This window comes from Rhizobium sp. Leaf341 (assembly GCF_001424325.1).
In the GTDB taxonomy this organism is placed as follows: domain Bacteria; phylum Pseudomonadota; class Alphaproteobacteria; order Rhizobiales; family Rhizobiaceae; genus Ferranicluibacter.
Genome location: NZ_LMPE01000010.1, coordinates 93,597 through 118,868, shown reverse-complemented (window position 1 = coordinate 118,868; position 25,272 = coordinate 93,597). Strand labels below are relative to the sequence as shown.

Here is a 25,272-nt window from a genome sequence, read left to right as displayed (position 1 = left end):
TCATCGAATTCGCCCTTTTTCGTTCACCCGGGATTAACGAATGATCCGGCGGTTTCGGCGTGCGTAAGCTGTTCTTTTATGATCTGGCATGCGTGCCGGTAAGAATCGTGGGGGACAGACGCGGGTGAGACATGTGTTGAAAACGGCACTGGTGACGGGCGGTGCAAAGCGGATCGGCCGCGCGATCGTCGAGGATCTGGCCCGGAACGGCTTTGCCGTCGCCATCCACGCGAACGGATCGCTCGACGAGGCGCGCGCCCTCTCCGCAAGCCTTGCAGCAGAGGGTGCGACCACGGTCGTCGTGCAGGCGGATCTCGCGGACGCCTCGGCCCTCGGCCGTCTGGTAAACGATGCCGCCGCGGTCATCGGTCCGCTCGGTCTCCTCGTCAACAATGCCTCCGTCTTTGCCAAGGACAGTCTGGAGACCTTCGACGAGAAGGTCTGGGACCGACATTTCGCGCTGCACGTCAAGGCGCCGTCGGTTCTCGCCGGCCATTTCGCCGCCCAGCTGCCGGCGGATGCGTCGGGGCTCATCGTCAACATGATCGACCAGCGCGTCTGGTCTCCCAACCCGCGATTTTATTCCTATATGTTGTCGAAGTCGGCGCTCTTGACGGCGACGGTAACGATGGCGCAATCGCTGGCGCCCGCCATTCGCGTCAACGGGATCGGGCCCGGCCCGACCCTGCCGAACGAGCGGCAGAACGAGGCCGATTTTCGGGCGCAGGTCGACGCGGTGATGCTGAAGGTCGGCCCTGCACTGGAAGATTTCGGCCGCACCATCCGGTATATGTTCGACACGCCGTCGATGACCGGACAGATGATTGCGCTGGACGGCGGCCAGCATCTGGCGTGGCAGACGCCGGATCAAATGGAGATCATGGAATGAACGGACGGACGCCGCAGGATGGCGGCATCTTGTACGACGAGAATGCCAACGACGATGACGAGGATGCGATCGAGACGGTCGAGGCGCCCTCGCCCGTCGGCGATATCGACTGGGCTGAAACATCCGCCGTGCCGGACGGGCTGCGCGGCGCGGAGCTGATCCAGGCTTTCGTCAAGCTTCTGCCCAACAGTCCCGGCGTCTACCGCATGTTCAACGAGGCCGGCGACGTGCTGTATGTCGGCAAGGCGCGCAGCCTGAAGAAGCGCGTCAGCAACTACGCGCAGGGACGCGGGCACTCCAACCGCATTTCCCAGATGATCCGCCAGACGGCGAACATGGAGTTCGTGACGACGCGCACCGAGATCGAGGCGCTGTTGCTCGAAGCCAATCTGATCAAGCGGCTGCGGCCGCGCTACAATGTCCTCCTGCGGGACGACAAGTCGTTTCCCTATATTCTCGTGACGGGGGACAGCCGCGCACCTGCGCTCTACAAGCATCGGGGCGCGCGCAGCCGGAAAGGCCAATATTTCGGCCCCTTCGCCTCGGCCGGCGCGGTGGGTCGCACGATCAATTCGCTGCAGCGCGCCTTTCTCCTGCGCACCTGTACCGACAGCGTCTTCGAGAGCCGGACGCGGCCCTGCCTGCTGCACCAGATCAAGCGCTGTTCGGGCCCCTGCACCCGCGAGGTCAGCGACGAGGACTATTCGGAGCTTGTTGCCGAAGCGAAGGACTTCCTGTCCGGCAAGAGCCAGGCGGTCAAGGCGACCATCGCCGCGGCCATGAGCGCGGCCTCCGACAATCTCGATTTCGAACGCGCCGCGCTCTATCGCGACCGGCTGGCGGCGCTGTCCCATGTCCAGAGCCACCAGGGCATCAACCCCTCGGGCGTCGACGAAGCGGACGTGTTTGCGATCCACCATGAAGGCGGCGTCTCCTGCATCCAGGTGTTCTTCTTCCGCACCGGGCAAAACTGGGGCAACCGCGCCTATTTCCCCAAGGCCGACCCGTCGCTGGCCCCCGCCGAGGTGCTGGCGGCCTTCCTGGCGCAGTTCTACGACGACAAGCCGTGTCCGAAGCAGATCCTTTTGTGCGAAACCGTGGCCGAACAGGACCTGCTCGGACTGGCGCTCTCGGAAAAATCCGGATTCAAGGTCACCATTCTTGCGCCGCAGCGGGGCGAGAAGAAAGATCTGGTCGATCACGCCATGACCAATGCGCGCGAGGCCCATGGCCGCAAGCTCGCGGAAACCGCCTCGCAGGGTCGGCTGCTCGACGGTTTCATGCAGACCTTCAAGCTGGACCGCGTGCCGCGACGCATCGAGATCTACGACAATTCGCACATCATGGGCACCAATGCGGTCGGCGGCATGGTGGTGGCAGGGCCCGAGGGCTTCGTGAAAAGCCAGTATCGCAAGTTCAACATCAAATCGACCGACATCACCCCCGGCGACGACTTCGGCATGATGCGCGAGGTGATGACACGCCGCTTCAGCCGGCTGCTGAAGGAGGAAGGCAAGCCGGACCGGAGCGTCGAGCCGGGCGAGGATGCCGGCTTTCCGGCGTGGCCGGACGTGATCCTGATCGACGGTGGACAGGGGCAGATGACGGCCGTTCGCGCCATCCTGAAGGAGCTCGACATCGAGGACTGCGTGATCGCGATCGGCGTCGCCAAGGGTGTTGACCGCGAAGCGGGTCGCGAGCGGTTCTTCCCGCCGGTGCGCACAGAGGGTGGGCTGACGGTCGGCCGCGACGGCTTCACCCTGCCGCCGCGCGATCCCGTGCTCTATTTCATCCAGCGGCTGCGGGACGAGGCGCACCGCTTTGCCATCGGCAGCCACCGGGCGCGGCGCAAGCGCGAAATGGTGAAGAACCCGCTCGACGAGATTGCCGGCATCGGCCCGACGCGCAAGCGCGCGCTGCTCCACCATTTCGGAACCGCCAAGGCCGTCTCCCGCGCCGGCATCAACGACCTCGTGGCCGTCGAAGGCATTTCGGAGGCCGTGGCAAAGCTTGTCTACGACCACTTCCACGAGGATGGCGCGACGGCATCGCGGAGCTAAAGCGCGTTGCGTGAGAAGGATTCACGCAACGCGCTCCAAGGTCTTGTTGTGATGCACGTCGTTTCCCGAAGCCGCTGCACACTTTCGGGCGACATGCACTAAGGCCTTGGAGACCGCGGGCCCACGGCATTGCTCCGGCTGGGCGGTCGCCCCCCGACGCGTCTTGCTAACCGTCGCTTCCGGCGGTTTCGAGGTCAGCACCCACGTCGTCGCCGTCCTCTTTGGCGGCATGGAAGCGGGCCTCGAATTCGCGACGCAGCGTGCGTCGAATATCGGCGGCGTTCTGACGGCGTCGAGCGGCGGCATTGCGAGGGACCAGCGAGGGGACGGCGGCCGGACGGCCATCCTCGTCCACCGCGACCATGGTGAAGTAGCAGGAATTGGTGTGCCGTCTGACACCGGAGCGGATATCCTCCGCCTCCACGCGAATGCCGACCTCCATGGAGGTTCGGCCCGTCTGGTTGACGGAGGCGCGGAAGGTGACGAGTTCCCCGACGAGGATCGGCTGGCGAAACACGACCTGATCGACCGACAGCGTGACGGCATAGCGCTGCGAATAGCGCGAGGCGCAGGAGAAGGCGACACGATCGAGCAGGTTGAGCAAGGCGCCGCCATGAACCTTGCCGGAGAAGTTGGCCATGTCGGGCGTCATCAGCACGACCATTTCCAGCTCACCCTTCTCATGCGTCTCCTGCGTCTCGTCCATGGCGCGTCCTGTCCCGGCTGGCTTCTCTCACCGGTGACACTACAGCGCCCGCCGTCTTCCGCAACACGTCGTCTGCCCTAGGCCGTCCTTGCCGTGCGACGCCTTTTCGGGGGAAAGGTCGCAGATCAGGGTGGGCATGTCGCGGCGGTTCACGGCCCGTTCAGAAGAATTCCGCCACAATTGCCGCTCAATCATCAAAAACCGGTTGACCTCCGGGTCACGACGTCTTTCATCCCGCCTGTACGAATTGCGTACGAAGTCCAGAGACCGAGTTGACATGCGAACCGTGCCCGTCGCCTACAATATCCCCAATCTTCTGACATACGGGCGCATCCTCGCGGTTCCGCTGATCGTTCTCTGCTTCTTCATCGAGGGCAAGCTGCAAAGCTCCGATATCGCCCGCTGGACCGCGCTCGGCCTGTTCGCGGTGGCTTCGATCACCGACTTCTTCGACGGCTATCTCGCCCGCATCTGGAAGCAGACCTCCAATATCGGTCGCATGCTCGATCCGATCGCCGACAAGCTGCTGGTCGCCTCCGTCTTGCTGCTTGTTGCCGCCGACGGCACGATCGCCGGCTGGTCGATCTGGGCCGCGATCATCATTCTCTGCCGCGAGATCCTCGTTTCGGGCCTGCGCGAATATCTGGCGGCGCTGAAAGTCAGCGTTCCCGTGACGCGGATTGCCAAGTGGAAGACAACGATCCAGATGGTGGCGATCGCCTTTCTGCTCGCAGGTCCCGCGGGCGACAAGGTTCTGCCCTACACCACGGAAATGGGCATCGCCCTCCTGTGGATCGCCGCCGCCATCACGCTTTACACCGGCTACGACTATTTCCGCGCCGGGCTGAAGCATCTGGTGGACGAATGAGAGAGGTCCGGCTCGTCTATTTTGCCTGGGTGCGCGAGCGCATCGGCCTGAGTGACGAAATCGTGTCCCTGCCCGAGGCGGTCGTGACGGCGGGCGATCTGATCAAGTGGCTCAAAGGTCGCGGCGAGGACTATGCCGCAGCGCTGGAGCACGAAAACGTCATTCGCGTCGCCGTCGATCAGGACCATGTGGAGCATGACGAACCGCTCGGATCGGCGCGCGAGATCGCGCTGTTTCCGCCGATGACCGGCGGCTGACGGCATGGCCCCGGCGCCTTCCCCCCTGACGGCACGTGCGAGCATCACCGTTCGCGTGCAGCCTGGCGACTTCGATACCGCTGCCGAAATCGATGCGCTCTCGGCCGGCCGCACGGATATCGGCGCGGTCGTGACTTTTTCGGGGCTCTGCCGCGAGGAAAAGGGCCAGCTGGCCGCCCTCGAGCTCGAGCACTACCCCGGCATGGCCGAGGCCGAAATCCGGCGGATCTGCGAGACGGCCGTCGCGCGTTTCGACCTGCAGGGCGCAACCGCCATCCACCGATTCGGCCGGATCGCGCCGGGTGACCGCATCGTGCTCGTGATCGTGGCCTCCACCCACCGCCAGGCCGCCTTCGATGGCGCCTCGTTCATCATGGACTACCTGAAAACGGCAGCGCCCTTCTGGAAGAAGGAGCATCTGAAGGACGGCACGGCCCGCGGCTGGGTTTCGGCGAAGGATACCGACGACACCGCCCGCGACCGCTGGTCCTGACGACTGCCTGCCCGGCGGTCAGGGGACCGGCTGCTCACGGCGGCCGACGACGACGATGAAGACCAGCAGGGCAAAGACGAAGGGGTCGCGCCAGGCCAGAGGCCCGAATGCGCTCCAGAGCGTTTCGGCCAGCCCGAGCAGCGCGGCGCCGGCCGCCGCGCCCAGCGGATGCCAGGCACCGCCGATGCCGGCGATCATCACCACCTTCAGGCCGAACACCATGCCCGCACCGAAATCCATGTTGCCGTAGTAGGACGTGGCGAGAATGCCGCTGAGGCCTGCGACAAGGCTGGCGACGACATAGGACCAGAGGAAGACGCGACGGGCATCGATGCCGCAGAGCTCGGCCGCGCGCGGATCGTCGTTGACGGCGCGCCAGTACCGGCCGAAGCGCCCGAAATGCAGAACGGCCGCGCCGAGGCCGACGATCGCCAGCATGAGCGCGGTGTTGCCGAGCTGGATCACCGTGAGATCGACACTGGATGTCCCGTCCGTCCAGAGCGTGACCGGCGTGTTGAGAAACGGCGGCAGCCAAAGGCTGCGCGTCTTTGCGGCGAGCCGTGCCATCTCCATCAGCGCGATCGACACGCCCAGACCGGCCACGATCAGCGCGTTTTGCGATGCGCGCAGCAGCGGCAGGAGAACGAAGCGTCCGACAAGGAGGCCCGCGCCGGCGGTGTAGGCCAGCGAAGCGGCTGCCCCGAGGGCAAGACAGGCCGGTAGCACCAGCCAGAGACGGTTCCAGCCGACATCGGCAAAGAGCACGTAAACCTGGCCCGCAAAGGCGAAGAGCGCGCCGTAGACAAGGTCCACGCGCTTGGTGACGCCAAAGGCGATCGCGTAGCCGAAGGCAAGGACGGCATAGAGGGCAGCGACCGGCAGGGCATTGGCAAGCTGTTGCAGCGGGTACATGCGAGGCCCTCCATCCGGAAAAATATAACTGGTGAAACGCATTTTACCAGTTATATTTAGACATGGCATTTACCTGGACCCCGCATCGCTTTTCCGGCGGCCTGCTCGCGCTCGACGTCGCCAACAGCGTCATTCTGCGCGCGGTTCCCGAGCGCTCGATCGACCGGTTCGCCGAGCCGGAGGCGCTTGCATCGTTTGCGGCCGCAGCGGCACTGTTCTGTGCCGAGCCCCTGCCCGGAGGCGCCTCGATGCCGGAGGCCTCGACCCCCTGTCCTCTGGTGCCGCCGGCTGCGGCAGACCGGGCCGCGTTCTTCGCCTTGCGGGAAGCGATCGACCGGTATTTTCGCGCACGCGCCGAGGGCGTGGACGACACGCGCCTGCTGGCCGACCTTCTCGACGCGGCATCGCAGGCGCTGCGGAGGTCGCGGACGACGTCATCGGATAAGGGCGACCTCGCAGCTTCGACGGCACGCTCCGCCCTTCGGCTCGCCGCACGGTCGGATGACGGCCGGCTGAAGATCTGCGCAAATTGCGGCTGGCTGTTTTTCGACCGGAGCAAGAACCGGAGCCGGACCTGGTGCGACATGACGGTCTGCGGCAACCGTCGCAAGGCCAGCCGGCACTATCGCCGGGGGAAGGACGACGGCAAGATGGAAGGTAGGGAGGAAGGCCGGGAGGAAGATAGGGACGGAGGTACGGCCGAATGATGCGACCCGGCGTCATTCTCGGCATGATCGGCGCTCTCTCGATGGCTGGATGCCAGCGCGAGACCGGGCCGGGACCGACAGAGGTGTCCGGACGCCTCTTCGTCTTCAACTACCGCATCGCCCAGGCACACTACATGATCACGCTTCGTCGCACGGCCCCCCTGCCCGATCCGGCGGTGGCCGTCACCACGTTCGAGGATCCGCGCGGTGGGGAACCGCTGGTGACACGCACGAAGATCTTTCCGTTCTGGGACACCATCGTGCTGGAAAGCCCGCCGATCCACTGCGTCAGGAAGGACCGCTCCTATAGGGTCGGCATCCGTATCCTCGATGGTGCGGACAGGCTGGTGCAGGCGATCGAGACCACGGCGGTGTCGACCGTCGACCAGACCGTGCTGACGGCCAAGCCGCTCGTCGTCGGGCCGGGCTATGCCGTCAACCCGGACATTCTGCGGGCGGACGGCAGCGTGGATTACGCGCCGGAAACAGGTTGTCCGGCCTGAGCGCCCGATCGGCTCATGCCTGTCGCCCGAACGTGTGCAGCGGGTTCGGGAAACGACATGCATCACAACAAGAATTTAAAGCGCGGTGCGGGAATCCTTTTTCACGCAACGCGCTTCAGGAGACCGTGGCACAGCAACGAAAGCCCATAGAAAAGGCCGGGGCGTTTCCACCCCGGCCTTTTCTCATTCCGTTCGTTCACCCGATCGCTCGGGGCTGGATCAGCCGACGATTTCGGTGGTCGAGAACCAGTACTTGATCTCTTCGGCAGCGGTTTCCGGAGCGTCCGAGCCGTGAACCGAGTTTTCGCCGATCGACAGGGCGTGCGTCTTGCGGATCGTGCCTTCGTCGGCATTGGCCGGGTTGGTCGCGCCCATGATTTCGCGGTTCTTCAGGATGGCGTTTTCGCCTTCGAGAACCTGAACGATGGTCGGGCCGGAGGTCATGCCCTGAACCAGCTCGCCGAAGAAGGGACGATCCTTGTGGACGGCGTAGAAGCCTTCGGCTTCGCGCTGGCTCATCCAGACGCGCTTGGAAGCAACGACGCGCAGGCCGGCGTCTTCGATCATCTTGGTGATCGCGCCGGTCAGGTTGCGCTTCGTTGCGTCCGGCTTGATCATCGAAAAGGTGCGTTCAATCGCCATGGTGTCAAATCCCTAGGAGTTGCGTTCGTTTGGACGGTTCCTTACCGAGACGCCGCGCGCAAGACAAGGGGAATGCGCCGCACGGCCGATCTGAAAAAGCGGCAATGGCGGGATCACGCGCCCTCGGCCGTCCCGGCAGCAGGCATCCCGCGGCCGAGACCGTCGTGAAGATCGAGGCAGCGCTCGAACCAGTCGGCGACCGCGTCGGGAGGATCGAGCAGCGGTTGAGGCGAGATGATCCGGGCCCATTGCAGGGCGCCGAAGACGATGTAGTCCGCAAAGAGCGGTGTGTCTCCGCCGATGAACGGCTGCTTCTTGAGCAGGGAACGCAGCGGCATGAGCTTGTCGGCGAAGGCGGATCGCTCTGCCGGCCCTGCGGCCGCGACCTCTTCGAGCGTCTTTCCGAAAGCTGCTTCCCGGCTCGTGCGGAAATAGGTGCGATCCCGGGGGGCCAGACGGTCATGGACGTCGAGAAGGATAATGCGGATGATGGCCGGATGCAGGACCGTCTGCGAAAAGGCCTCGACGAACCGCGCGGTTGCGCGTCCGCCGTCTCCACCAAAGAGCGTTGCCCGATCGGGATAGGCCGCGTCCAGATGCTGGGCGATCGCGAAACTGTCGACGACCGCGTGATCGCCGTCGACGAGATACGGCACCGTCTTCGTCGCGCCGCCCTCCACCTCGGGAATTTCCGTGAAGGCGAGCGGCACGACGCGACAATCGAGGCCCTTGTGTGCCAGGGCCATCTCGACCTTCCAGACATGCGGCGAAAACCGCCTGGCCCGGTCTTCGCCGCAAAGCCCGTAGAGCAGTCTCGTCATCGCAGGTCTCCGTATCCGGTGTCGCGCTTATCTGAACGCGGCACGCGGGGGAAAGCAAATCAGCAAATTTCATGCATCCCATCATCCCCATCGATCGCCCGGGAGAATAGGATACCGGTACCGCCGTCTTCGGAGCTCCCATGATCGACCATTTCCGCATGTTTGCCGCCTATAACAGCTGGGCCAACCAGCGCATCTACGCCGCAGCGGCTGCGCTCGGCGACGAGGACCGCCGCAGGCAGACCGGCGCTGCCTTCGGCAGCCTGCACGGAACGCTGAACCATCTTCTGGCCACCGACCGGATCTGGATGAAACGGTTTACCGGAGAGGGCGAGGCACCGACCACGCTCGACGCCATCCTGTTTGAGGATTTCGAGGACCTGACCGTCGCGCGCGTGGCGGAAGACCGGAGAATTGCCGGCTGGATCGACGGCCTGACCGCACAGGCGCTCGACGGCGTCTTCACCTATACGCCGATCAGCATTCCAGAGCCGATCAGCCAGCCGCTCTCGCCGTGCCTCGCCCATCTCTTCAACCATCAGACGCATCACCGAGGCCAGTGCCACATGATCCTGACGAGCCTTGGGCAGCCGAGCGTCGTGCTGGACCTCGTCTTCTTCCTGCGCAGCCGCAAGGCCTGATGCGTCAGAGCGTATAGATATGGAGCTGGGTGCGGCGGGCGTCGTCGACATCGAGAATGCGGTCGGCCGCGCGACCCGGCACCGTGAAACTGTTGCTGACGAAGAGCGTGCCCGGGCGCATCTCCGCCCGCGCCTTCTCGAACAGCCGCGCCATCGGCACGGGCGAGAGAAAGCAGTAGACCAAGTCATAGGCACCGAGATCCGCGTCCCACAGGCTGCGATAGACGATACGGGCGTTGACAAGGCGACTGAAGGCGATGCGCAGCTTGGATGCGGCGACCACCAGCGGCGCGGTTTCCAAGCCGCTCACCTCGACTTCCGGATGGGCGTGGGCAAGGAAGGTGACGACCCCGCCCATGCCGCTGCCGAGATCGACCACGCGCTTTGCCTGCGCGGCGGCCACGAGGTCGGACAGCGCCTGCCAGGTCCGCCGGTTGGTGAGATAAAGCGGCACCTGCTCGGACGCGCTGTTCCAGTAGACAAGCGCGCAGAGCACGAAGGCTGCAAGATAGGCCCAGGCCGGTATCGCATCGCCGTAGACCACGGCGACTGGCAACAGGAACTGAACCACAAGCCAGATGGGCGGCATCCGCAGCAGACGCCCGAGGGCGGCGGCCGCTGCACCCTGCCCGAGAAGGACCGGCAGCGTACCCGGCGTGATGAAGCGCGACAGCGACAGGACAGCCGCGAGGACCAGCGCCTGGCAGCCGAGAACCTTAATCCAGGGGACGATCTGGTTGCGCAGGACGCGCATGGCGAAGCTCCTTGTCATCACGGTTGGCACATTCTTGCGCGCGACGCCGATCCCGCGCCTGATTCGCAGGCGATCGTGTTCATTCGGCAGCTATCGCAGGTTCTCCGGTCCCGGCGAAGGGAGACGTGCCGGATTCGTGTGGCACCGTGCCCGCAGAGCGCCGGCATCGTCAACGGGCCGCCATTGTCGGTTTCGAAAAAACATCCAGTGGTTGAACCTTGATTAAGTATTTTTGAATGTTTTAATCTATATGTCTGGCGGCAACAGCGGACGCGGGATAGGCATGGCGATGAAGGAACGGGTAAGGCACAACGGCATGACGGTACGGTTGGACCGATCTGGTCCCGAGCCTGAAACCGGCATGGTCCAGCGCATTGCGCAGGCCATGGCGCAACGGGGCGTCCAGCCTCTGCCGCGCAATTACGAGCTGTTTTACGCGGCGCTTTCCGGAGGCCCGTCGAACCTCGGCAGCGATCTTGCCGCCTTGGGCAAGGCGCCCTCGCAAACGGCGCTCGATGCGATCGGCCTCAGGCGCAAGTTGCCGGGTCATCTGGGCCAGGAGCTCTGCACGGCCCAGCAGGGGATCGTGACGGCCATCCAGACCATGTCGTCGGCGCTTTTGCGGGAAACCCGGCCGATGGCGGATGCGCTCGACACACTCGACGCTTTTCTGCAGAGGCTCGACGCGGACCCGGTGATGTCGATGTCGGATTTTGCCGAGGATGCGCGGGCGCTCCGACAGACGCTGTCCCAGCTCCGCGTCTGCGAAAAGCGCCTGGCGGACACCGTGCGGATGACGACGGCCACGCTCGGCGATGCGCAGACACAGATTGCGGCCGACCAGCGCGCCGTGCTGCGCGACGGGTTGTCGGGCCTGCCGAACGGCGCGGCCCTCTCGATGACGATCGCCGCTTTGTTCGACGAGGACGTGACGGCGAAGCCGGCCGCGTTGATTCTCGTCAGCGTGGAGCAGCTGCGCGCCCTCGCGGAACGGTACGGACCGGAGGTCGGCGCGAAGGCCGTCAAGAAATGTGCCGCCATTTTCCGCAAGTCGGTGAAGAAAAGCGATGTCGTGGCCCGTATCGGTTACGACGCGTTCGGCTTCCTGCTGCTCGACGTCAGCGAACAGAACGCGCAAGCCATCGCGACGCGGATCCGCGATGCCGTGCAGTCGCTCCAGATCCGTCTCCCCAGCCGCGATTTCGCCGCCCAGTCCCTGTCGCTGTCGGCCGGCATCGCGACGACCGCCACCGTCAGCGGCCCGCGGGATCTCATGCGTCACGCGGAGATGGCCCTGACGATGGTTCGGGCAGACGGACGCCAGGGCATCCTGCGCTGCACGCCGATGATGTGCGCGCAAATGGCCGAGCTGCAGGAGGCGTGAGGGCGACACGCCGGAACACGCGGCTCCGCTTGCCTTCCGGCCTCACATCGGCCAAAACGCCGGCATGATTACGATATCCAATCTCTCGGCCCGCATCGCCGGACGCCTTCTGATCGACCACGCCAACATCTCGCTGCCGGAAGGCACCAAGGCCGGCCTCGTCGGGCGCAACGGCGCGGGAAAATCGACGCTGTTCCGCATTCTCACCGGGCAGATGGAAAGCGAGAGCGGATCCATTTCCATTCCGAAGAACGCCCGCATGGGTCAGGTCGCGCAGGAGGCGCCGGGCACGGAAGAGCCCCTGATCGAGATCGTGCTCAAGGCCGACAAGGAGCGCGAGGCGCTGCTGGCCGAAGCCGAGACGGCCACCGACCCGCACCGGATTGCCGATATCCAGATGCGTCTGGCCGATATCCAGTCGCATTCTGCCGAGGCGCGCGCCGCGTCGATCCTCGCCGGCCTCGGCTTCGACCACGAGGCGCAGTTGCGCCCGGCCTCGTCCTTTTCGGGCGGGTGGCGCATGCGCGTGGCGCTGGCAGCCATCCTGTTTTCGGAGCCGGACCTTCTGCTTCTCGACGAGCCGACCAACTATCTCGACCTTGAAGGCACGCTGTGGCTGGAGGACTATATCCGCCGCTACCCCCACACCGTCATCATCATCAGCCACGACCGCGACCTGCTGAACACCGCCGTCAATGCCATCATCCATCTCGACCAGCAGAAGCTCACCTTCTATCGCGGCTCCTACGACCAGTTCGAGCGTCAGCGCGCCGAGGCGAACGAGTTGCAGGCCAAGGCCAAGGTAAAGAACGACGCGGCGCGCAAACACCTGCAGTCTTTCATCGATCGCTTCAAGGCAAAGGCGACCAAGGCGCGCCAGGCGCAGAGCCGCGTCAAGGCGCTGGAGCGCATGGGCACCGTCGCCTCCGTCATCGAGGACCATGTCCAGCCGATCACCTTCCCGGTCCCCGAGAAGCAGCCGGCCTCGCCGATCATCCAGCTGCAGAACGCGTCCGTGGGCTATACGCCCGGCAAGCCGATCCTGAAGAACATCACGCTGCGGATCGACAACGACGACCGCATCGCGCTGCTCGGTTCGAACGGCAACGGCAAGTCGACCTTTGCGAAGTTCGTCTCGGGACGGCTCGATGCGGATGGCGGCGACATCAGGCTGGCGCCGAATCTCAAGATCGGCTTCTTCGCCCAGCACCAGATGGACGATCTCGTGCCGGCGGATTCGCCCGTCGAACATGTCCGCCGTCTGATGCCCGGCATTCCCGAGGCCAAGGTCCGCGCCCGCGTGGCGCAGATGGGCCTTGCCACCGAGAAGATGTCGACGGCGGCCAAGGATCTGTCCGGCGGCGAGAAGGCGCGCCTGCTCATGGGCCTTGCGGCCTTCCACCATCCCAACCTGCTGATCCTCGACGAGCCGACGAACCATCTCGACATCGACAGCCGGCGCGCGCTGATCGAAGCGCTCAACGACTATGACGGCGCCGTCATCCTGATCTCGCACGACCGGCACCTGATCGAGGCGACCGTCGACCGGTTGTGGCTGGTCAACAATGGCACGGTGTCCAACTTCGACGGGGACATGGAGGAATATCGCAGCCTCATCGTCTCTTCGGGCAAAAAAAAAGACGAAAAACCTGAGGTGATCGAGGACGCGACGTCGAAGGCTGACCAGCGCAAGGCGAATGCCGAGAAGCGGGCCGCGCTTGCGCCCCTGCGCAAGAAGATCAACGATCTCGAGTCCTTGACGGCAAAGCTTGAGAAGCAGATTCAAGCGCTTGATGCAGAGCTTGCGGATCCCGTGCTCTACGAGGAGTTCCCCGCCAAGGCTGCCGAGAAGGTGAAGCAGCGCGGCGAGACGGCGGCGAAGCTCGGCAGCGCCGAAGAGCAGTGGCTGGAGCTGTCCTCGCAATATGAAGAGGCGATGGCCGGCTGACGATCCGCCCCTCCCCTTTATCCCCTGAGACCGGATCCAACGGAAAGGCAGACGCCATGCACCTTTACCTCGAGACCGACGACGATGCCCGCACGCGCGACTTCGTGGCGCAGGAAAATGCCCGCTCGGACGCTGCACTGAGAACCGAGGCCTTTGCCGCGGATGCCGCAGCCTTCAAGGCCATGATGGAACGGGAAGACCGGCTGATCCACTTCGCGCGGCGCGGCGACTGGCTGACGACGTTTCGCAAAACGGCCGGCCATCCGATGGGCGTGTGGCAGAGGCTGCCGGCCGACCAGGCGCCGGTGCCGGAGGCCCCCTGGGAGACGATGTTCGATCTCGACGCCTACAACGCCGCTGAAGGCCGGACATGGATCTGGCGCGGTGCCGTCACCTGTCCCTGGGACCCTTCACGCGTGCTCCTGTCGCTGTCGGACGGCGGGTCGGATCTGCGCGTCTTCCGCGAGTTCGATTGCACGCGCTTCACCTTCGTCGAAGACGGCTTCTCGACACCGCTTGCAAGGTCGCATGCCACCTGGGAGAGCCTCGACCACATCCTCTATTTCGGTTCGATCGACCGGGCGTCCTCCACGCAGTCGAGCTGGCCGCGGGTCGGCCGGCGCATCGCGCGGGGGCAGGACGTCGCTGCGGCCGTGCCCGTCTTTGCCGCCGACGACAACGACGTCACCGGCTACGCGACGGTCTACGGTCCGCAGATGGCCGGTCTGTCCGGAAACGACCGGCTGTCGATCTTCACGGCGGTCCACACGATCGGCACGGCCAGCCATGTCGTCTCCCGGAACGCCGGACCGCCGGTGCCGCTCGACATCCCGCGCGAGAGCGATGCCAGCTTCAACCATCAGTTCTGCCTATGGCGGGCAAAGAAGGACGAGCGCGTTCCGAGCGGCGCCCTGGTCCTGCAGGCCTTGCCGGTCGATATGGGCGGCGACCATCCGCCGGCCGCGCCGCGCGTATTGTTTACCCCATCCGGCCGCCGGTTCTGCACCAATTTTATGCTCCTGCGCGACTGGTGCGTCTTCACCGTCGCCGACAACATGACGCCGCGGCTGTTCCTGCTCGACCTGCGCCACGCGGGTGCCGAGCCCGTCGCGTTCCCGTTGCCGGACGGGTTGGAAACCCTGTCCTATCATCCGCTTTACTCGGACCTGCATCTCGGCGACGACACGCTGATCGTGTCCGGCCAGGGCTTCCTGCAGCCGCCGACGCTCTACCGGCTCGACCTGTCCGACCGGTCCAAACCCTTCTCGCTTCAGCCCGTTGCAGCGTCACCCGCCTATTTCGATGCAAGCGGCATGGCGAGCCTTTTGCTCGAAGCGACATCCGAGGACGGAACCCAGGTGCCGTACCGGCTGGTGCTGCCCGCAACGTTCGAAATGGGCGCGCTCCCCGTGCTGCTCTACGGCTATGGCGGTTTCGAGGTGCCGTTGCAGCCTGGCTATTCCGGCATCATCGGACACTGGCTCGAACAGGGTGGCGCCTACGTGCAGGCCTATATTCGGGGCGGCGGCGAATTCGGCGCCGACTGGCACCGCGCGGCCAAGCGCGACGGCCGGCACCGGGCCTTTGCGGACTTTGCCGCGATCGCCCGCGACCTCGTCGCCCGAGGCTACACGAAACCGCGGCATATCGCCTGCAATGGCGGCAGCAATGGCGGGCTTCTGACCGGCGTCATGCTGACGCGCTACCCCGCGTGCTTCGGTGCCGTCTGGTGCCAGGTTCCCGTGCTCGACATGCTGCGCTTCCACACCTTCCCGGCCGGACGCGCCTGGATGGACGAATATGGCGATCCCGACGTGGCGCAGGATCGGGAAACGATGCTCGCCTATTCGCCCCTGCAGGCGGCGCGTCCGTCGTCGGAGGTCGCCTATCCCCCGATCTATATCGAGAGTTCGAGCAATGACGACCGGGTGCACCCCTCGCACGCCCGGCGCTTTGCCGCCCGGCTGCGCGAGCTCGGCCATGCCCCCCTGTTCCACGAGTTCACCTCGGGCGGCCATGGCGGCGAAGGCGACACATCGGCTTCCGCCGCGCGGATCGCGACGGGCTACAGCTTCCTCCGCCAGACGATCATGGCGCCGGAGGCCTGAGGCCTATCCGAGCTCGAAGGTCGTGATGCCGAAGATGCGGGCCAGGGGCAGGTCGGGAACATCGCCCCGATACATCCGGGCCGTCTCGAACACGGGCTTGAGATTGTAGCGATCGCACAGCGCCTTTGCCGCCGCGTTCGGCTCGGGAATATCGAGGAAGATCTGACCGTCGCCCCCCATGTCGAGGCCGGTCGCGACCAGCTTGCGAAAGAGCAGATCGGCTCCGGTCTCCGTATCGGCAAAGAGCGGGCCGATCTTCTGGCCCGAGCGGCAGGTGCGGATCGTGCCATACCCCTGGACCTCGGTGCCGCGCAGCAGCGCAAGGCTCTGGCGCGTCGGCTGGGCCTTCAACCACTGCCCGAGGAAGACGTCGCGGCGCGCGGGCGAGAACCGGGCGTCGTAATCGACGATCAGCGGCAGATGCACGGGCGAGATCTCGACCAGATCCGTGCCGGGCGGCGGCGTCACCCGGGGCGTTCCGCCATAGCGCATGTTGGCATGCGCATAGGCAAAGCCCGAGCGCTGATAGCTTGCCTGCTGGGCGACGACGCCGTCGAGACCGACGACGCGGGACCCTTGCGCGGACAGCGCGGCCTGCCACAGGGCATAGCCAAGCCCCTGGCCGCGGAAGTCGGGATGCGCCATGTAGAAACCGAGGAAGGCATAGTCGGCGCCAAACCGGACGACCGAGACCGCCGCCGCAAGTGCGCCGTCCTCCTCCGCCACCCAGAAGCCGTCCGGATCGGCCGCGTAAAACGCGGCGGCGTCGTCGAGACCGGGATTCCAGCCTTCGCGCGCGGCCCATTCGACGATCTGGTCGATCTCCGGGCGGGTGGCGGTGCGTATCGTCGGGGCCATGCGGTCTCCTCTGTCTCTTCCTGCAAGCGGTTTCGCGCCAGCGATGTCCGGCACGGGGTTTCCAGCCCGTGCTGGCCCATCCCGTCCGGCATCCGTTTCGGCCGGGCCATAGGCCGTCATCATTGAGCGACCGGAGCGCCTTGCCCGTCCCGGCCTTTCTGGTACAAAGCCGGACATAAGTCATACAATCTGGCGGAACACCATGAACCCCATCTCTATTGCTGTCGTCGGCGTTGGCAAGATCGCACGCGATCAGCATCTGCCATCCATTCACAACAATCCCGGATACCGGCTGGTTGCAGCCGCAAGCCGGCATGGCAGCGTCGATGGCGTCGAGAATTTCACCGCGATCGAGGACATGCTGGCGGCGATGCCGGAGATCGAGGCGGTTTCGCTCTGCATGCCGCCGCGGGTTCGTTTCGACGCGGCGCACAAGGCGCTGGACGCCGGGAAGCACGTGTTCCTCGAAAAGCCGCCGGGCGCGACGCTGAGCGAGGTCGCCATCCTCGAGGCGCTGGCGAAGGAAAAGAACGTCACCCTCTTTACCAGCTGGCATTCGCGGTTCGGGCCTGCGGTCGAGCCGGCCCGGGCGTTTCTCGCCGACAAGACCATTTCGCGCGTCGATATCGTCTGGAACGAGGACGTGCGGCGCTGGCATCCGAACCAGGACTGGATCTGGGAAGCCGGCGGCCTCGGCGTCTTCGATCCCGGCATCAATGCCCTGTCGATCATGACGCATATCCTGCCGATGCCGGTCTTCGTCACCCGGTCGACCCTGCAGATCCCCGAAAACCGCGATGCGCCGATCGCCGCGCAGATCGACTTCCAGAGCGCCTCCGGAATTCCCGTGACCGCCGACATGGACTGGCGTCGCCAGTCGAGCGACGACCGCTGGGACATTATCGTGGAGACCGATGCGGGAACGATGATTCTCGGCAATGGCGGTGCGCGGCTCTCGGTCGACGGCGTCATGCGCGCCGACGAGCAGGAGACGGAATATCCGACGCTCTACGCCCGCTTCCATGACCTCGTCCGGGCCGGCCGTTCCGAGGTTGACGTGGCACCGCTGCGGCATATCGCCGATATCTTCATGCTCGGCAGCCGCAAGACGGTCGAAGCATTTTACGATTGAGCTTGGGCAGCGCTGCGGTCCTGGCTGCCGTGCCGTCACGGCGGCGTTGCTGTCGGTCGAGGTTCGATGCGCCGGCCGCCCGGGCCTGTCCCAAGGTTCAGTCCGATACCCGGATATCGAAGACGGCATCACCCCGCAGCGTGTTGCTGACGGTGCAGATCTCTTCCGCCGCCATCGCCAGATGACGGCGCGTCTCCGCGTCCAGATCGCCGGAGACGGTGAAGACCACGTCGAAGCGGGCAATGCGGCTCGGCTCGCCCACTGTCTTTTCCCCCGTGACCGCCGCCTCGATCTGCGTGATCCGGCCGAGAATGCCCATGCGACTCGCGGCGATGCGGGCGCTGAGCACGAGACAGGCGGAGAGCGAGGCGTAGAGAAGATCGATCGGGTTGAAGCCGGGGTGCGACGCGCCGGTCACGATATCGAGCGTGCCGCCCGTAACGCTGGTCAGATGCGGAAAGCCGGTACGGCCGACGCCAGCCGTCACGCCCGTCGGGCGGGTGCGGGCCCGGATCGCGGACGGAGAACCCGGCGACGCGGCGTCGCCGTGCCTCGCTTCATCGGGCCTGTCTTTCTCCGTCACGCCTTCTTCTCCCACCGTCCCTCGCTGCTTTGCTGCCAGTAGGTCAGCGCATGGCCTTCCCCCTTCAGCCGCTTCCATTGTGCGCGGGCACCCTCGAGCTGCGGCTGATCGTAGCCGTCGAACATGAAGACGACGCGGTCATACGCGCCGAGATCGGGAGGAACAGCACCGTCCACCAGAAAGCGGACGGTCGAATTGTTGGCGTTTCCGGCGCCTGTCGTCAGCAGCACCGGCTGGTTTTCCGGTGACACGGCCGCGTGCGGGCCGTCGTCGGGAGCGTGCGGGAGGAAACTGTCCTCCCGCCAGGTCCACAGGTGTTCGTCCAGCCTGTCGCGCCGTTCCTCGTCCGCCGTCTGGACGACGACCCGCCAGCCGCGCTCGACACTTTTGTCGATCAACGGCGGAAGGGCATCCTCCAGCTTGGATTCGGTCAGGTGATAGAACAGGATGTCCGTCACGTCGGGTTCATGCCTTTCAAAGCGCGCCTCAGCTCTCGTAGTGGGCGCGCACCAGTTCGTTCAGCAGACGGACGCCGTAACCGGACGCCCAGGACTGATTGATCTCGTCGTTCGGCGAGCCCATCGCCGTGCCGGCGATATCGAGATGGGCCCAGGGCGTGTCCTTGACGAATCGCTTGAGGAACTGTGCCGCGGTGATCGACCCGCCGTAGCGTCCGCCGGTGTTCTTCATGTCGGCGAACTTGCTGTCGATCATCTTGTCGTATTCCGGCCCGAGCGGCATGCGCCAGACCCGCTCCTGCGTAGCAAGACCGGCCTGCGTGATCTCGGCGGCAAGCGCGTCGTCGTTGCAGAACAGGCCGGCATGATGGCTGCCGAGCGCAACCATGATGGCGCCCGTCAGCGTGGCGAGATTGATCATGAAGCGCGGCTGGAAGCGCTCGTTGCAGTACCAGAGCGCATCGCAGAGCACGAGCCGGCCTTCGGCATCCGTGTTGATGATCTCGATAGTCTGTCCTGACATCGAGGTGACGATGTCGCCCGGTCGCTGCGCGTTGCCGTCCGGCATGTTCTCGACCAGACCGATGATGCCGACGACGTTCGCCTTGGCCTTGCGGGCAGCCAGCACGTGCATCAGGCCGGTGACGGCCGCGGCACCGCCCATGTCGCCCTTCATGTCCTCCATGCCGGCGCCCGGCTTGATGGAGATGCCACCCGAATCGAACACGACGCCCTTGCCGATGAAGGCGACCGGCTTTTCCTTCTTCGCTCCGCCGTTCCAGCGCATGACGACGAGCCGCGGCGGACGCACGGATCCCTGCGCGACGCCCAGCAGGGCGCCCATGCCGAGTTCCTTCATCTCGCTCTCGCCGAGAATCTCGACCTCGACACCGAGGTCCTCGAGCGCCTTGGCCTTGGCGGCGAACTCGATCGGGCCGAGGGCATTCGGCGGCTCGTTCACGAGGTCGCGGGCGATGAACACGCCTTCCGACACGGCCTCGGACAGAGACAGGCCCTTCTTGGCCTCGGCTGCGATCGCGGTGATGATCGTCACCTTGGTGCGCTGCGGCGTCGGTTCCTCGTCCGGCTTCTTCGTCGTCTTGTAGCTGTCGAAACGATAGGCATTCAGCTCCATGCCGAGCGCGAAGTCGGCGGCTGCCTTCGGCGTGATCTCGACGCCCGGCGCGTCCAGGAACACCGTTGCCTCGCCCGCCCCGCGCAGCTTGGACGCTGCGGTGCCGCCGAGCTTCAGCCAGTCGTGCGCCGTCTGCTTCTGCGGATCGCCCAGCCCCAGAAGCAGCAGCCGGTCGGCCGGCGAACCTTCCGGTGCGAGAATGTCGAGCGTGGACAAGGCCCGCGCCTTGAATTTGCCGGCCTTGGCCGCGCGCGGGATGATGCCGGCGGGATCGACGGTCGCGGCGCCCGCCGCCTCGCGCTCGGCAGCGACCAGGCACAGAACCGTGCCTTCCGTCTTCTTGCGCTGCTCCTTGAAGACAATCTCGAACATTCCGGCCATCGTCGCTCCAATCTTCCTGCGGGCGCCCGTCCGGGTCGGCCCTGCAGCGTCGTCTATTCATGAACTGCGTCTTCTATATGCACGTCGGGCTGCGAGGTGCAAAGGCCTTGCGATGACGCCAGCCCTTGCGCGGGCGTGCGAATCCATCGCGGGCGCGGCTACCGGGACGCCGTCACCGAAAAGCCACCAAAGTGGAAAATCTGGCGGACACCGGACGGCGGCGCGTTGCGGGCCGACGCCAATTTGGCTACTGCGATACCGATGAAGATCGCGGCCCATTTGCGCAGGAACGCCACCACCCCCTGCCCGTCAGATCGGTGCGGGCTTTCCTGCGCCCGGAACAGGCTGCGATGACCATTCTCCAAAGCTATATCCTCCGGCGTGTCGTGCAGATGTTCCTGTCGGCGCTGCTCCCGGTTCTGGGCATCATCTGGACCACGCAGGCGCTGCAGCGCATCAATCTCGTGACCGACACGGGGCAGTCGATCGGCACCTTCGTGCAGCTTGCGACGTTGATTCTGCCCACCGTCATTCCGCTCGTCCTGCCCTTCGCGCTTGCCATCGGCATCACGCAGGCGCTGGCGACGATGAACAACGATTCGGAACTGACGGTGATCGAATCGGCCGGCGGCAGCCGCGGCATCATCCTGCGGCCGATTCTCGGCCTCGCGCTGGCTGTCAGCGCGGTGTCCTTCACGGTCGACAACTTCGTGGAGCCCGTGGTTCGCCAGCAGGTGCGCCAGATGATCGCCAGCGCCAATGCCGATCTTCTGTCCTCGGTCGTGCAGGAAAACACCTTCCGCAAGATCGCGGACGGCCTCTACATCCAGATCGGCGGGCGGCGCGGCGGCGGTGTCCTGACCGGCATCTTCGTTGGCGATTCGCGCGATCCGAACGTCGAGTTCGTCTATTATGCCCGCGAGGGAGCGGTCGACGAGGCCTCCTCCGCCCTGGTGATGAAGGACGGCGAAGTTCACCGGAAGCTGCCGGACGGCGGTGTGTCGATCATCAAGTTCGACAGCTACGCCTTTGACCTAACCGAAATGACCCGCAAGGTCGGCGCGGCGACCCTGCGCGCCCAGGACCAGGATCTCTTTACCCTGCTGCACCCGGATCCCAACGACAGCACCTATCAGCGGCGTCCGCAGACCTATGTCGCCGAGCTGCATCGGCGGCTGACGGAGTGGACCTTCCCGATCATCTTCGCGCTGATCGGTCTTGTCGTCAGCAGCGATGCGCGCTCGCACCGCGAGGCCCGCCTGCACCCGACAGCGACCGCCTTGCTGCTGATGCTGCTCTTCCGCTGGATGACGTTCTATGCAGCGAACGGCGCCGAGGATAACCGGCTGTTCGTGCCGCTGATGTATCTCGTTCCCGCGCTCACCACGTTCCTGTGTATTCGCCAGCTGTCGAGCAACAAGCGGCTTGTGATTCCGAAGACGTTCCAGGAGAAGTTCGCCGAGATGACCGGCCGGATTCGCCTGCTGCGTTTCGGCAATTCCGACCGGGAGGCGCGCTGATCCGATGAGCACGCTCAAGATCTACTTCTTTCGCCGTTTCATGGTGACGATCGGCTGGTTCCTCATCGGCGTGTTCTCGCTCGTCTTCATCATCGATTTCAGCGAACTTTCCAATCGCATGTCCAACCTGCCGGGCTATTCGCTCGGCGGCGCGCTCCTGATGACGGCGATGCGCATTCCCATGATCATGCAGCAGACGGTGCCCTTCATCGCGCTGTTTGCCGGCATGGTGACGCTGATCGCGCTGAACCGCCGCTACGAGCTGGTCGTGACGCGGGCGGCCGGCATTTCGGCCTGGCAGTTCCTGCAGCCCTTCGTGCTGGGCGCCCTGCTTTTCGGCCTGCTCTCGGTGGCGATCCTCAACCCGATCGCGGCCTGGGGCGCGCGCAGCGCCGAACTGCTGGAAACCAACTGGGGCAGCTCGTCCTCGCGCGGCTCGAAGACCATTCCCTGGCTCCGCCAGATCTATGGCGACGACGACAGCATCATCGGTGCGCGTGCGGTCGAGGACGAGGGCCGGACCCTCGTCACGGTCACGGTGATCCATCTCGACAAGCAGGGCCGCATCCTCTTCCGGCAGGATGCGCACAGTGCAAAACTCGAAGACGGTTACTGGTTGCTTAACGGCGTGACCGAGACACGCAACGGCGTCCTGCCGAAGCGTTACGAATCGGCACGACTGCCGACCAATCTGAAGGCGGAATTCGTTCAGGAATCGCTGGACAAAGCTGAATCCATTCCGTTTTTCGAATTGCCACACAAAATTTCGATCGCGAGATCCTTCGGGTTTCCGACCTATGGCATGCAGACGCAGCTTCATTCGCTGCTGTCGCTGCCGCTTCTTCTCGTCGCCATGACGCTGATCGCTGCAAGCGTGTCGCTGAAATTCAGCCGCTTCCATCAGTCGCGTTCGGTAATTCTCGGTGGAATCCTCGCAGGCTTCGTGCTTTATGTCGTGACCGTACTGGTCAGAGCATTTGGGAGCAGTGGCATCTTGCCTCCGTTCGTTGCAGTCTGGTTGCCGGTTGTTGTTGCGATGGCGCTGGGGTCCACGATTTTGTTGCATCAGGAGGATGGCTAGTGGCGGGCTGTGACCGCAATCATACAAGGCTACTGGCGGCCGTACTGCTTTCCAGCGTTGCATGCCTTTTTGTCTCTCCCGGCGTATCCGGTTCGGCCTGGGCCCAGTCCGCGCCGACCACGCTTGCGCCGAAGCTGCCCGACGATGCCAAGATGGTTCTGTCGGCAAACGAGCTCGTGTACAATCGCGACGCCGAGCGCGTCATCGTGCGCGGCGCCGTTCAGATCAATTATGGCGGCTACCAGATGGTCGCCCAGCAGGTCGAATACAGCCAGAAGACCGGACGCATCGTCGCGACCGGCCAGATCGAGCTGATCGAACCGACGGGCAACAAGATCTATGCCGAGAAGATGGACGTCACGGACAATTTCGCCGATGGCTTCATCGAGACGATGCGCGTCGAGACGACCGACCTGACCAAGCTTGCCGCTGTCAACGGCGAGCGACGCAATGGCGACGAGATCATCCTCAACCAGGCCGTCTACACGGCCTGCACGCCCTGTGCGACCAATCCCGATTACCGCTCGCTCTGGCATATCAAGGCGCAGCGCATCGTCCAGAACGGCAAGACGCACACGGTGCGCCTCGAAAACGCGCGCTTCGAGCTGTTCGGCAAGCCGATCCTGTTCCTGCCGGTGCTCGAGGTTCCCGACGGAACCGTGAAGCGCAAGAGCGGCTTCCTGTTCCCGCGGTTTCGCTACACCCAGAAGCTCGGCGCCGGCGTCAGCGTCCCCTATTACTGGGCGATCTCGCCCACCATGGACGCGACCGTGACGGCGACGGGGCTCACGCGGCAGGGCTTCCTCTTGGAAGGCGAGTTCCGCCAGCAGTTCGAGACGGGGCAGCACGTGCTCCGCATGGCCGGCATCAGCCAGATGAACCGCAGCTCGTTTACGGATGGAACCGTGGACGCGCAGGAGACGGAGCGTGGCCTCATCGGCTCGCGCGGCGATTTCAAGATCAATCCGCGGTGGTCGTTCGGCTGGGATGTGCTCGTCCAGAGCGACAACAACTTCGCCAAGACCTACGAACTCTCGACGTTCGACGGCACGACGCATACGAACCAGGCCTATCTGACCGGTCTCGGCAAGCGTAACTACTTCGACCTGCGTGCCTTCTACTTCGACATCCAGGATGCCGATCCGGACAGCGTGGCCGAGAACAAGCAGGCTTATGCCCAGGTTCTCGACTATGACTATACGGCGCCCCAGGCGGTTGCCGGCGGCGAGCTGTCGGCCGCGGTCAACCTGACCAACGTCAACCGCAATCGGGAAGACTCCGTCGACGTGTTCGGCGTCGACCGGTTCCGCGGCCTCGAAGGCACGGCGCATCGCCTGTCGGCCGAAGCCGAGTGGAAGAAGAGCTTCATCGTGCCCGGCGGCCTGTCGCTGACCCCGCTTCTGGCGGCCCGCGGCGACATCCTCGGCCTGACGATGGACAATCCCGGCCCGGCCTATACCGGCGATTACAACGGGGACGACGCGTCGACGCGCGGCATGGTCACGGCAGGGCTGGAGGCGCGCTATCCGATCTTGATGGCGACCGCCAACAGCACCCACATCTTCGAACCGATCGCCCAGGTCTATGTCCGGCCCGACGAGAGCAATCCGGGCGGCCTTCCGAACGAGGACGCGCAGAGCTTCGTGTTCGATGCGACGAACCTGTTCGAGCGCGACAAGTTCTCGGGCTTCGACCGTATCGAGGGCGGCTCGCGCGCCAACATCGGCATGCGCTATACCGGCACGCTCGGCAACGGCTACGGCGTCCGCAGCATCGTTGGCCAGTCCTTCCATCTCGGGGGCGTCAATTCGTTCGCAACGGACGATCTCGTCAAGGTGGGAGCCGATTCCGGCCTCGAGACGGACCGGTCCGACTATGTCGGCATGTTCGGCATCGATGCGCCCTCCGGCTTCACGGCCAGCCTGAGCGGGCGTCTGGACGAGCAGGATCTCGACCTGCGCCGGACGGACTTCGCAGTCGGCTACGAGGGCATCGCCTGGCAGACGGCCATCACCTATACCAGCATCAAGGCACAGCCGACCTACGGCTCGCCCTTCGATCAGGACGAAATCCAGACGGCCGCCGCCTGGCGCTTCCGCGAATACTGGTCGGTGTTCGGCTCGGTCACCTACGACATCAACAACAGCCTCGTGACCCGCAACGGTCTCGGCATCACCTATGACGATCAGGACACGCTGTTCTCGCTCGTCTACAAGAACGAGCGCGACCCGGACCAGGCGCTGGCCAACGATTGGTCGATCGGTGCGCGGATCTCCTTCCGTACGCTCGGCGACATCAATGTCGGTGACAGCTCGTTCAACGCGCTGGACTGACGGTCACGGGCGTGCACATGACCGTGTTTGCGGGCGCTGCGGCGCCTGCAAGCTGCGATCGTGCGGGCTTGTCATCATTCGGCCGCATGGTTTATGCA

At 64.8% G+C, this 25,272-nt stretch carries 25 protein-coding genes; 15 read left to right on the top strand and 10 right to left on the bottom strand.

The window, feature by feature from the left end:
- The first annotated feature begins 124 nt into the window (after window positions 1-124).
- Both ASG03_RS10360 and uvrC read left to right on the top strand, forming a co-directional pair.
- Window positions 125-889, top strand: coding sequence for an SDR family oxidoreductase (locus ASG03_RS10360; RefSeq protein WP_062693525.1), 765 nt, complete (start codon window positions 125-127; stop codon window positions 887-889).
- Window positions 886-2,949, top strand: coding sequence for an excinuclease ABC subunit UvrC (uvrC, locus tag ASG03_RS10355; protein ID WP_062693524.1), 2,064 nt, complete (start codon window positions 886-888; stop codon window positions 2,947-2,949). The genes ASG03_RS10360 and uvrC overlap by 4 nt, the downstream gene beginning before the upstream one ends.
- A 166-nt stretch (window positions 2,950-3,115) precedes the next feature.
- On the opposite strand, the gene ASG03_RS10350 is transcribed toward uvrC, so the two are convergent.
- Window positions 3,116-3,655, bottom strand: a complete 540-nt coding sequence (locus ASG03_RS10350; protein WP_062693523.1) for an acyl-CoA thioesterase — start codon at window positions 3,653-3,655, stop codon at window positions 3,116-3,118.
- 277 nt (window positions 3,656-3,932) lie between these two features.
- On the opposite strand from ASG03_RS10350, the gene pgsA reads away from it, so the two are divergent.
- From pgsA to ASG03_RS10335, 3 genes are read left to right on the top strand one after another with little or no spacing between them, the layout of a single operon-like run.
- The gene (gene pgsA, locus ASG03_RS10345; RefSeq protein ID WP_062468772.1) at window positions 3,933-4,523 is read left to right on the top strand and encodes a CDP-diacylglycerol--glycerol-3-phosphate 3-phosphatidyltransferase; all 591 of its coding nucleotides are present in this window, start codon (window positions 3,933-3,935) and stop codon (window positions 4,521-4,523) included.
- On the top strand, window positions 4,520-4,780 hold the full coding sequence (moaD, locus tag ASG03_RS10340) for a molybdopterin converting factor subunit 1 (RefSeq protein WP_062693522.1): 261 nt from the start codon (window positions 4,520-4,522) through the stop codon (window positions 4,778-4,780). The genes pgsA and moaD overlap by 4 nt, the downstream gene beginning before the upstream one ends.
- Before the next feature lie 4 nt (window positions 4,781-4,784).
- On the top strand, window positions 4,785-5,273 hold the full coding sequence (locus tag ASG03_RS10335) for a molybdenum cofactor biosynthesis protein MoaE (RefSeq protein ID WP_062693521.1): 489 nt from the start codon (window positions 4,785-4,787) through the stop codon (window positions 5,271-5,273).
- 18 nt (window positions 5,274-5,291) lie between these two features.
- Here the strand turns inward: ASG03_RS10335 and ASG03_RS10330 are convergent, their stop codons facing one another.
- Window positions 5,292-6,185, bottom strand: a complete 894-nt coding sequence (locus tag ASG03_RS10330; protein WP_062693520.1) for a branched-chain amino acid ABC transporter permease — start codon at window positions 6,183-6,185, stop codon at window positions 5,292-5,294.
- A 62-nt stretch (window positions 6,186-6,247) separates the two neighbouring features.
- Here ASG03_RS10330 and ASG03_RS10325 point away from each other — a divergent pair, with 62 nt between their 5' ends.
- Window positions 6,248-6,892 (top strand): CGNR zinc finger domain-containing protein, encoded by a 645-nt coding sequence (locus ASG03_RS10325; RefSeq protein WP_082475678.1) that lies wholly within the window; start codon window positions 6,248-6,250, stop codon window positions 6,890-6,892.
- Window positions 6,889-7,395, top strand: coding sequence for a hypothetical protein (locus tag ASG03_RS10320; protein ID WP_062693519.1), 507 nt, complete (start codon window positions 6,889-6,891; stop codon window positions 7,393-7,395). The genes ASG03_RS10325 and ASG03_RS10320 overlap by 4 nt, the downstream gene beginning before the upstream one ends.
- A 219-nt stretch (window positions 7,396-7,614) precedes the next feature.
- Here ASG03_RS10320 and ndk read toward each other — a convergent pair whose 3' ends face one another.
- Together ndk and ASG03_RS10310 are read right to left on the bottom strand one after the other, a co-directional pair.
- The gene (ndk, locus tag ASG03_RS10315; protein WP_062693518.1) at window positions 7,615-8,037 is read right to left on the bottom strand and encodes a nucleoside-diphosphate kinase; all 423 of its coding nucleotides are present in this window, start codon (window positions 8,035-8,037) and stop codon (window positions 7,615-7,617) included.
- Between the two features lie 113 nt (window positions 8,038-8,150).
- Window positions 8,151-8,858, bottom strand: a complete 708-nt coding sequence (locus ASG03_RS10310; protein ID WP_062693517.1) for a glutathione S-transferase family protein — start codon at window positions 8,856-8,858, stop codon at window positions 8,151-8,153.
- Between the two features lie 140 nt (window positions 8,859-8,998).
- Here ASG03_RS10310 and ASG03_RS10305 point away from each other — a divergent pair, with 140 nt between their 5' ends.
- Window positions 8,999-9,499 (top strand): DinB family protein, encoded by a 501-nt coding sequence (locus ASG03_RS10305; RefSeq protein ID WP_062693516.1) that lies wholly within the window; start codon window positions 8,999-9,001, stop codon window positions 9,497-9,499.
- A gap of 4 nt (window positions 9,500-9,503) precedes the next feature.
- Here the strand turns inward: ASG03_RS10305 and ASG03_RS10300 are convergent, their stop codons facing one another.
- The gene (locus tag ASG03_RS10300; protein ID WP_062693515.1) at window positions 9,504-10,253 is read right to left on the bottom strand and encodes a class I SAM-dependent methyltransferase; all 750 of its coding nucleotides are present in this window, start codon (window positions 10,251-10,253) and stop codon (window positions 9,504-9,506) included.
- Between the two features lie 361 nt (window positions 10,254-10,614).
- On the opposite strand from ASG03_RS10300, the gene ASG03_RS10295 reads away from it, so the two are divergent.
- The 3 genes from ASG03_RS10295 to ASG03_RS10285 all read left to right on the top strand — a co-directional run bounded on the left by ASG03_RS10295 (window position 10,615) and on the right by ASG03_RS10285 (window position 15,693).
- Window positions 10,615-11,637, top strand: a complete 1,023-nt coding sequence (locus ASG03_RS10295; RefSeq protein WP_062693514.1) for a GGDEF domain-containing protein — start codon at window positions 10,615-10,617, stop codon at window positions 11,635-11,637.
- 64 nt (window positions 11,638-11,701) lie between these two features.
- Window positions 11,702-13,585: an ABC-F family ATP-binding cassette domain-containing protein gene (locus ASG03_RS10290; RefSeq protein ID WP_062693513.1), complete on the top strand. Its 1,884-nt coding sequence runs from the start codon at window positions 11,702-11,704 to the stop codon at window positions 13,583-13,585.
- Between the two features lie 56 nt (window positions 13,586-13,641).
- Window positions 13,642-15,693: a prolyl oligopeptidase family serine peptidase gene (locus tag ASG03_RS10285; protein WP_062693512.1), complete on the top strand. Its 2,052-nt coding sequence runs from the start codon at window positions 13,642-13,644 to the stop codon at window positions 15,691-15,693.
- A 3-nt stretch (window positions 15,694-15,696) separates the two neighbouring features.
- On the opposite strand, the gene ASG03_RS10280 is transcribed toward ASG03_RS10285, so the two are convergent.
- On the bottom strand, window positions 15,697-16,551 hold the full coding sequence (locus tag ASG03_RS10280) for a GNAT family N-acetyltransferase (RefSeq protein ID WP_062693511.1): 855 nt from the start codon (window positions 16,549-16,551) through the stop codon (window positions 15,697-15,699).
- A 202-nt stretch (window positions 16,552-16,753) separates the two neighbouring features.
- Between ASG03_RS10280 and ASG03_RS10275 the strand changes: the two genes are divergently transcribed.
- Entirely contained in the window at window positions 16,754-17,683 is a 930-nt protein-coding gene (locus tag ASG03_RS10275) for a Gfo/Idh/MocA family protein (RefSeq protein ID WP_062693510.1), read from the top strand.
- Window positions 17,684-17,780: 97 nt separating this feature from the next.
- Here ASG03_RS10275 and ASG03_RS10270 read toward each other — a convergent pair whose 3' ends face one another.
- The 4 genes from ASG03_RS10270 to ASG03_RS21435 form a co-directional block, all read right to left on the bottom strand.
- Window positions 17,781-18,197: an OsmC family protein gene (locus ASG03_RS10270; RefSeq protein ID WP_062693617.1), complete on the bottom strand. Its 417-nt coding sequence runs from the start codon at window positions 18,195-18,197 to the stop codon at window positions 17,781-17,783.
- Between the two features lie 65 nt (window positions 18,198-18,262).
- Complete coding sequence (locus tag ASG03_RS10265) at window positions 18,263-18,724, bottom strand: DNA polymerase III subunit chi (protein ID WP_062693509.1); 462 nt, start codon at window positions 18,722-18,724, stop codon at window positions 18,263-18,265.
- 28 nt (window positions 18,725-18,752) lie between these two features.
- Window positions 18,753-20,240, bottom strand: coding sequence for a leucyl aminopeptidase (locus tag ASG03_RS10260; protein ID WP_062693508.1), 1,488 nt, complete (start codon window positions 20,238-20,240; stop codon window positions 18,753-18,755).
- A 158-nt stretch (window positions 20,241-20,398) separates the two neighbouring features.
- Entirely contained in the window at window positions 20,399-20,605 is a 207-nt protein-coding gene (locus tag ASG03_RS21435; RefSeq protein ID WP_156381798.1) for a hypothetical protein, read from the bottom strand.
- Between ASG03_RS21435 and lptF the strand changes: the two genes are divergently transcribed.
- From lptF to ASG03_RS10245, 3 genes are read left to right on the top strand one after another with little or no spacing between them, the layout of a single operon-like run.
- Window positions 20,591-21,760, top strand: a complete 1,170-nt coding sequence (gene lptF / locus ASG03_RS10255) for an LPS export ABC transporter permease LptF (RefSeq protein WP_062468823.1) — start codon at window positions 20,591-20,593, stop codon at window positions 21,758-21,760. The two genes, ASG03_RS21435 and lptF, sit on opposite strands and share 15 nt — an antisense overlap.
- 4 nt (window positions 21,761-21,764) lie before the next feature.
- Window positions 21,765-22,841 carry an LPS export ABC transporter permease LptG gene (gene lptG, locus ASG03_RS10250; protein ID WP_062693507.1) on the top strand — a complete coding sequence of 359 codons (1,077 nt, stop codon included), beginning with the start codon at window positions 21,765-21,767 and terminating at the stop codon, window positions 22,839-22,841.
- Entirely contained in the window at window positions 22,841-25,174 is a 2,334-nt protein-coding gene (locus ASG03_RS10245) for an LPS-assembly protein LptD (protein ID WP_062468833.1), read from the top strand. The genes lptG and ASG03_RS10245 overlap by 1 nt, the downstream gene beginning before the upstream one ends.
- Window positions 25,175-25,272: the final 98 nt, after the last annotated feature.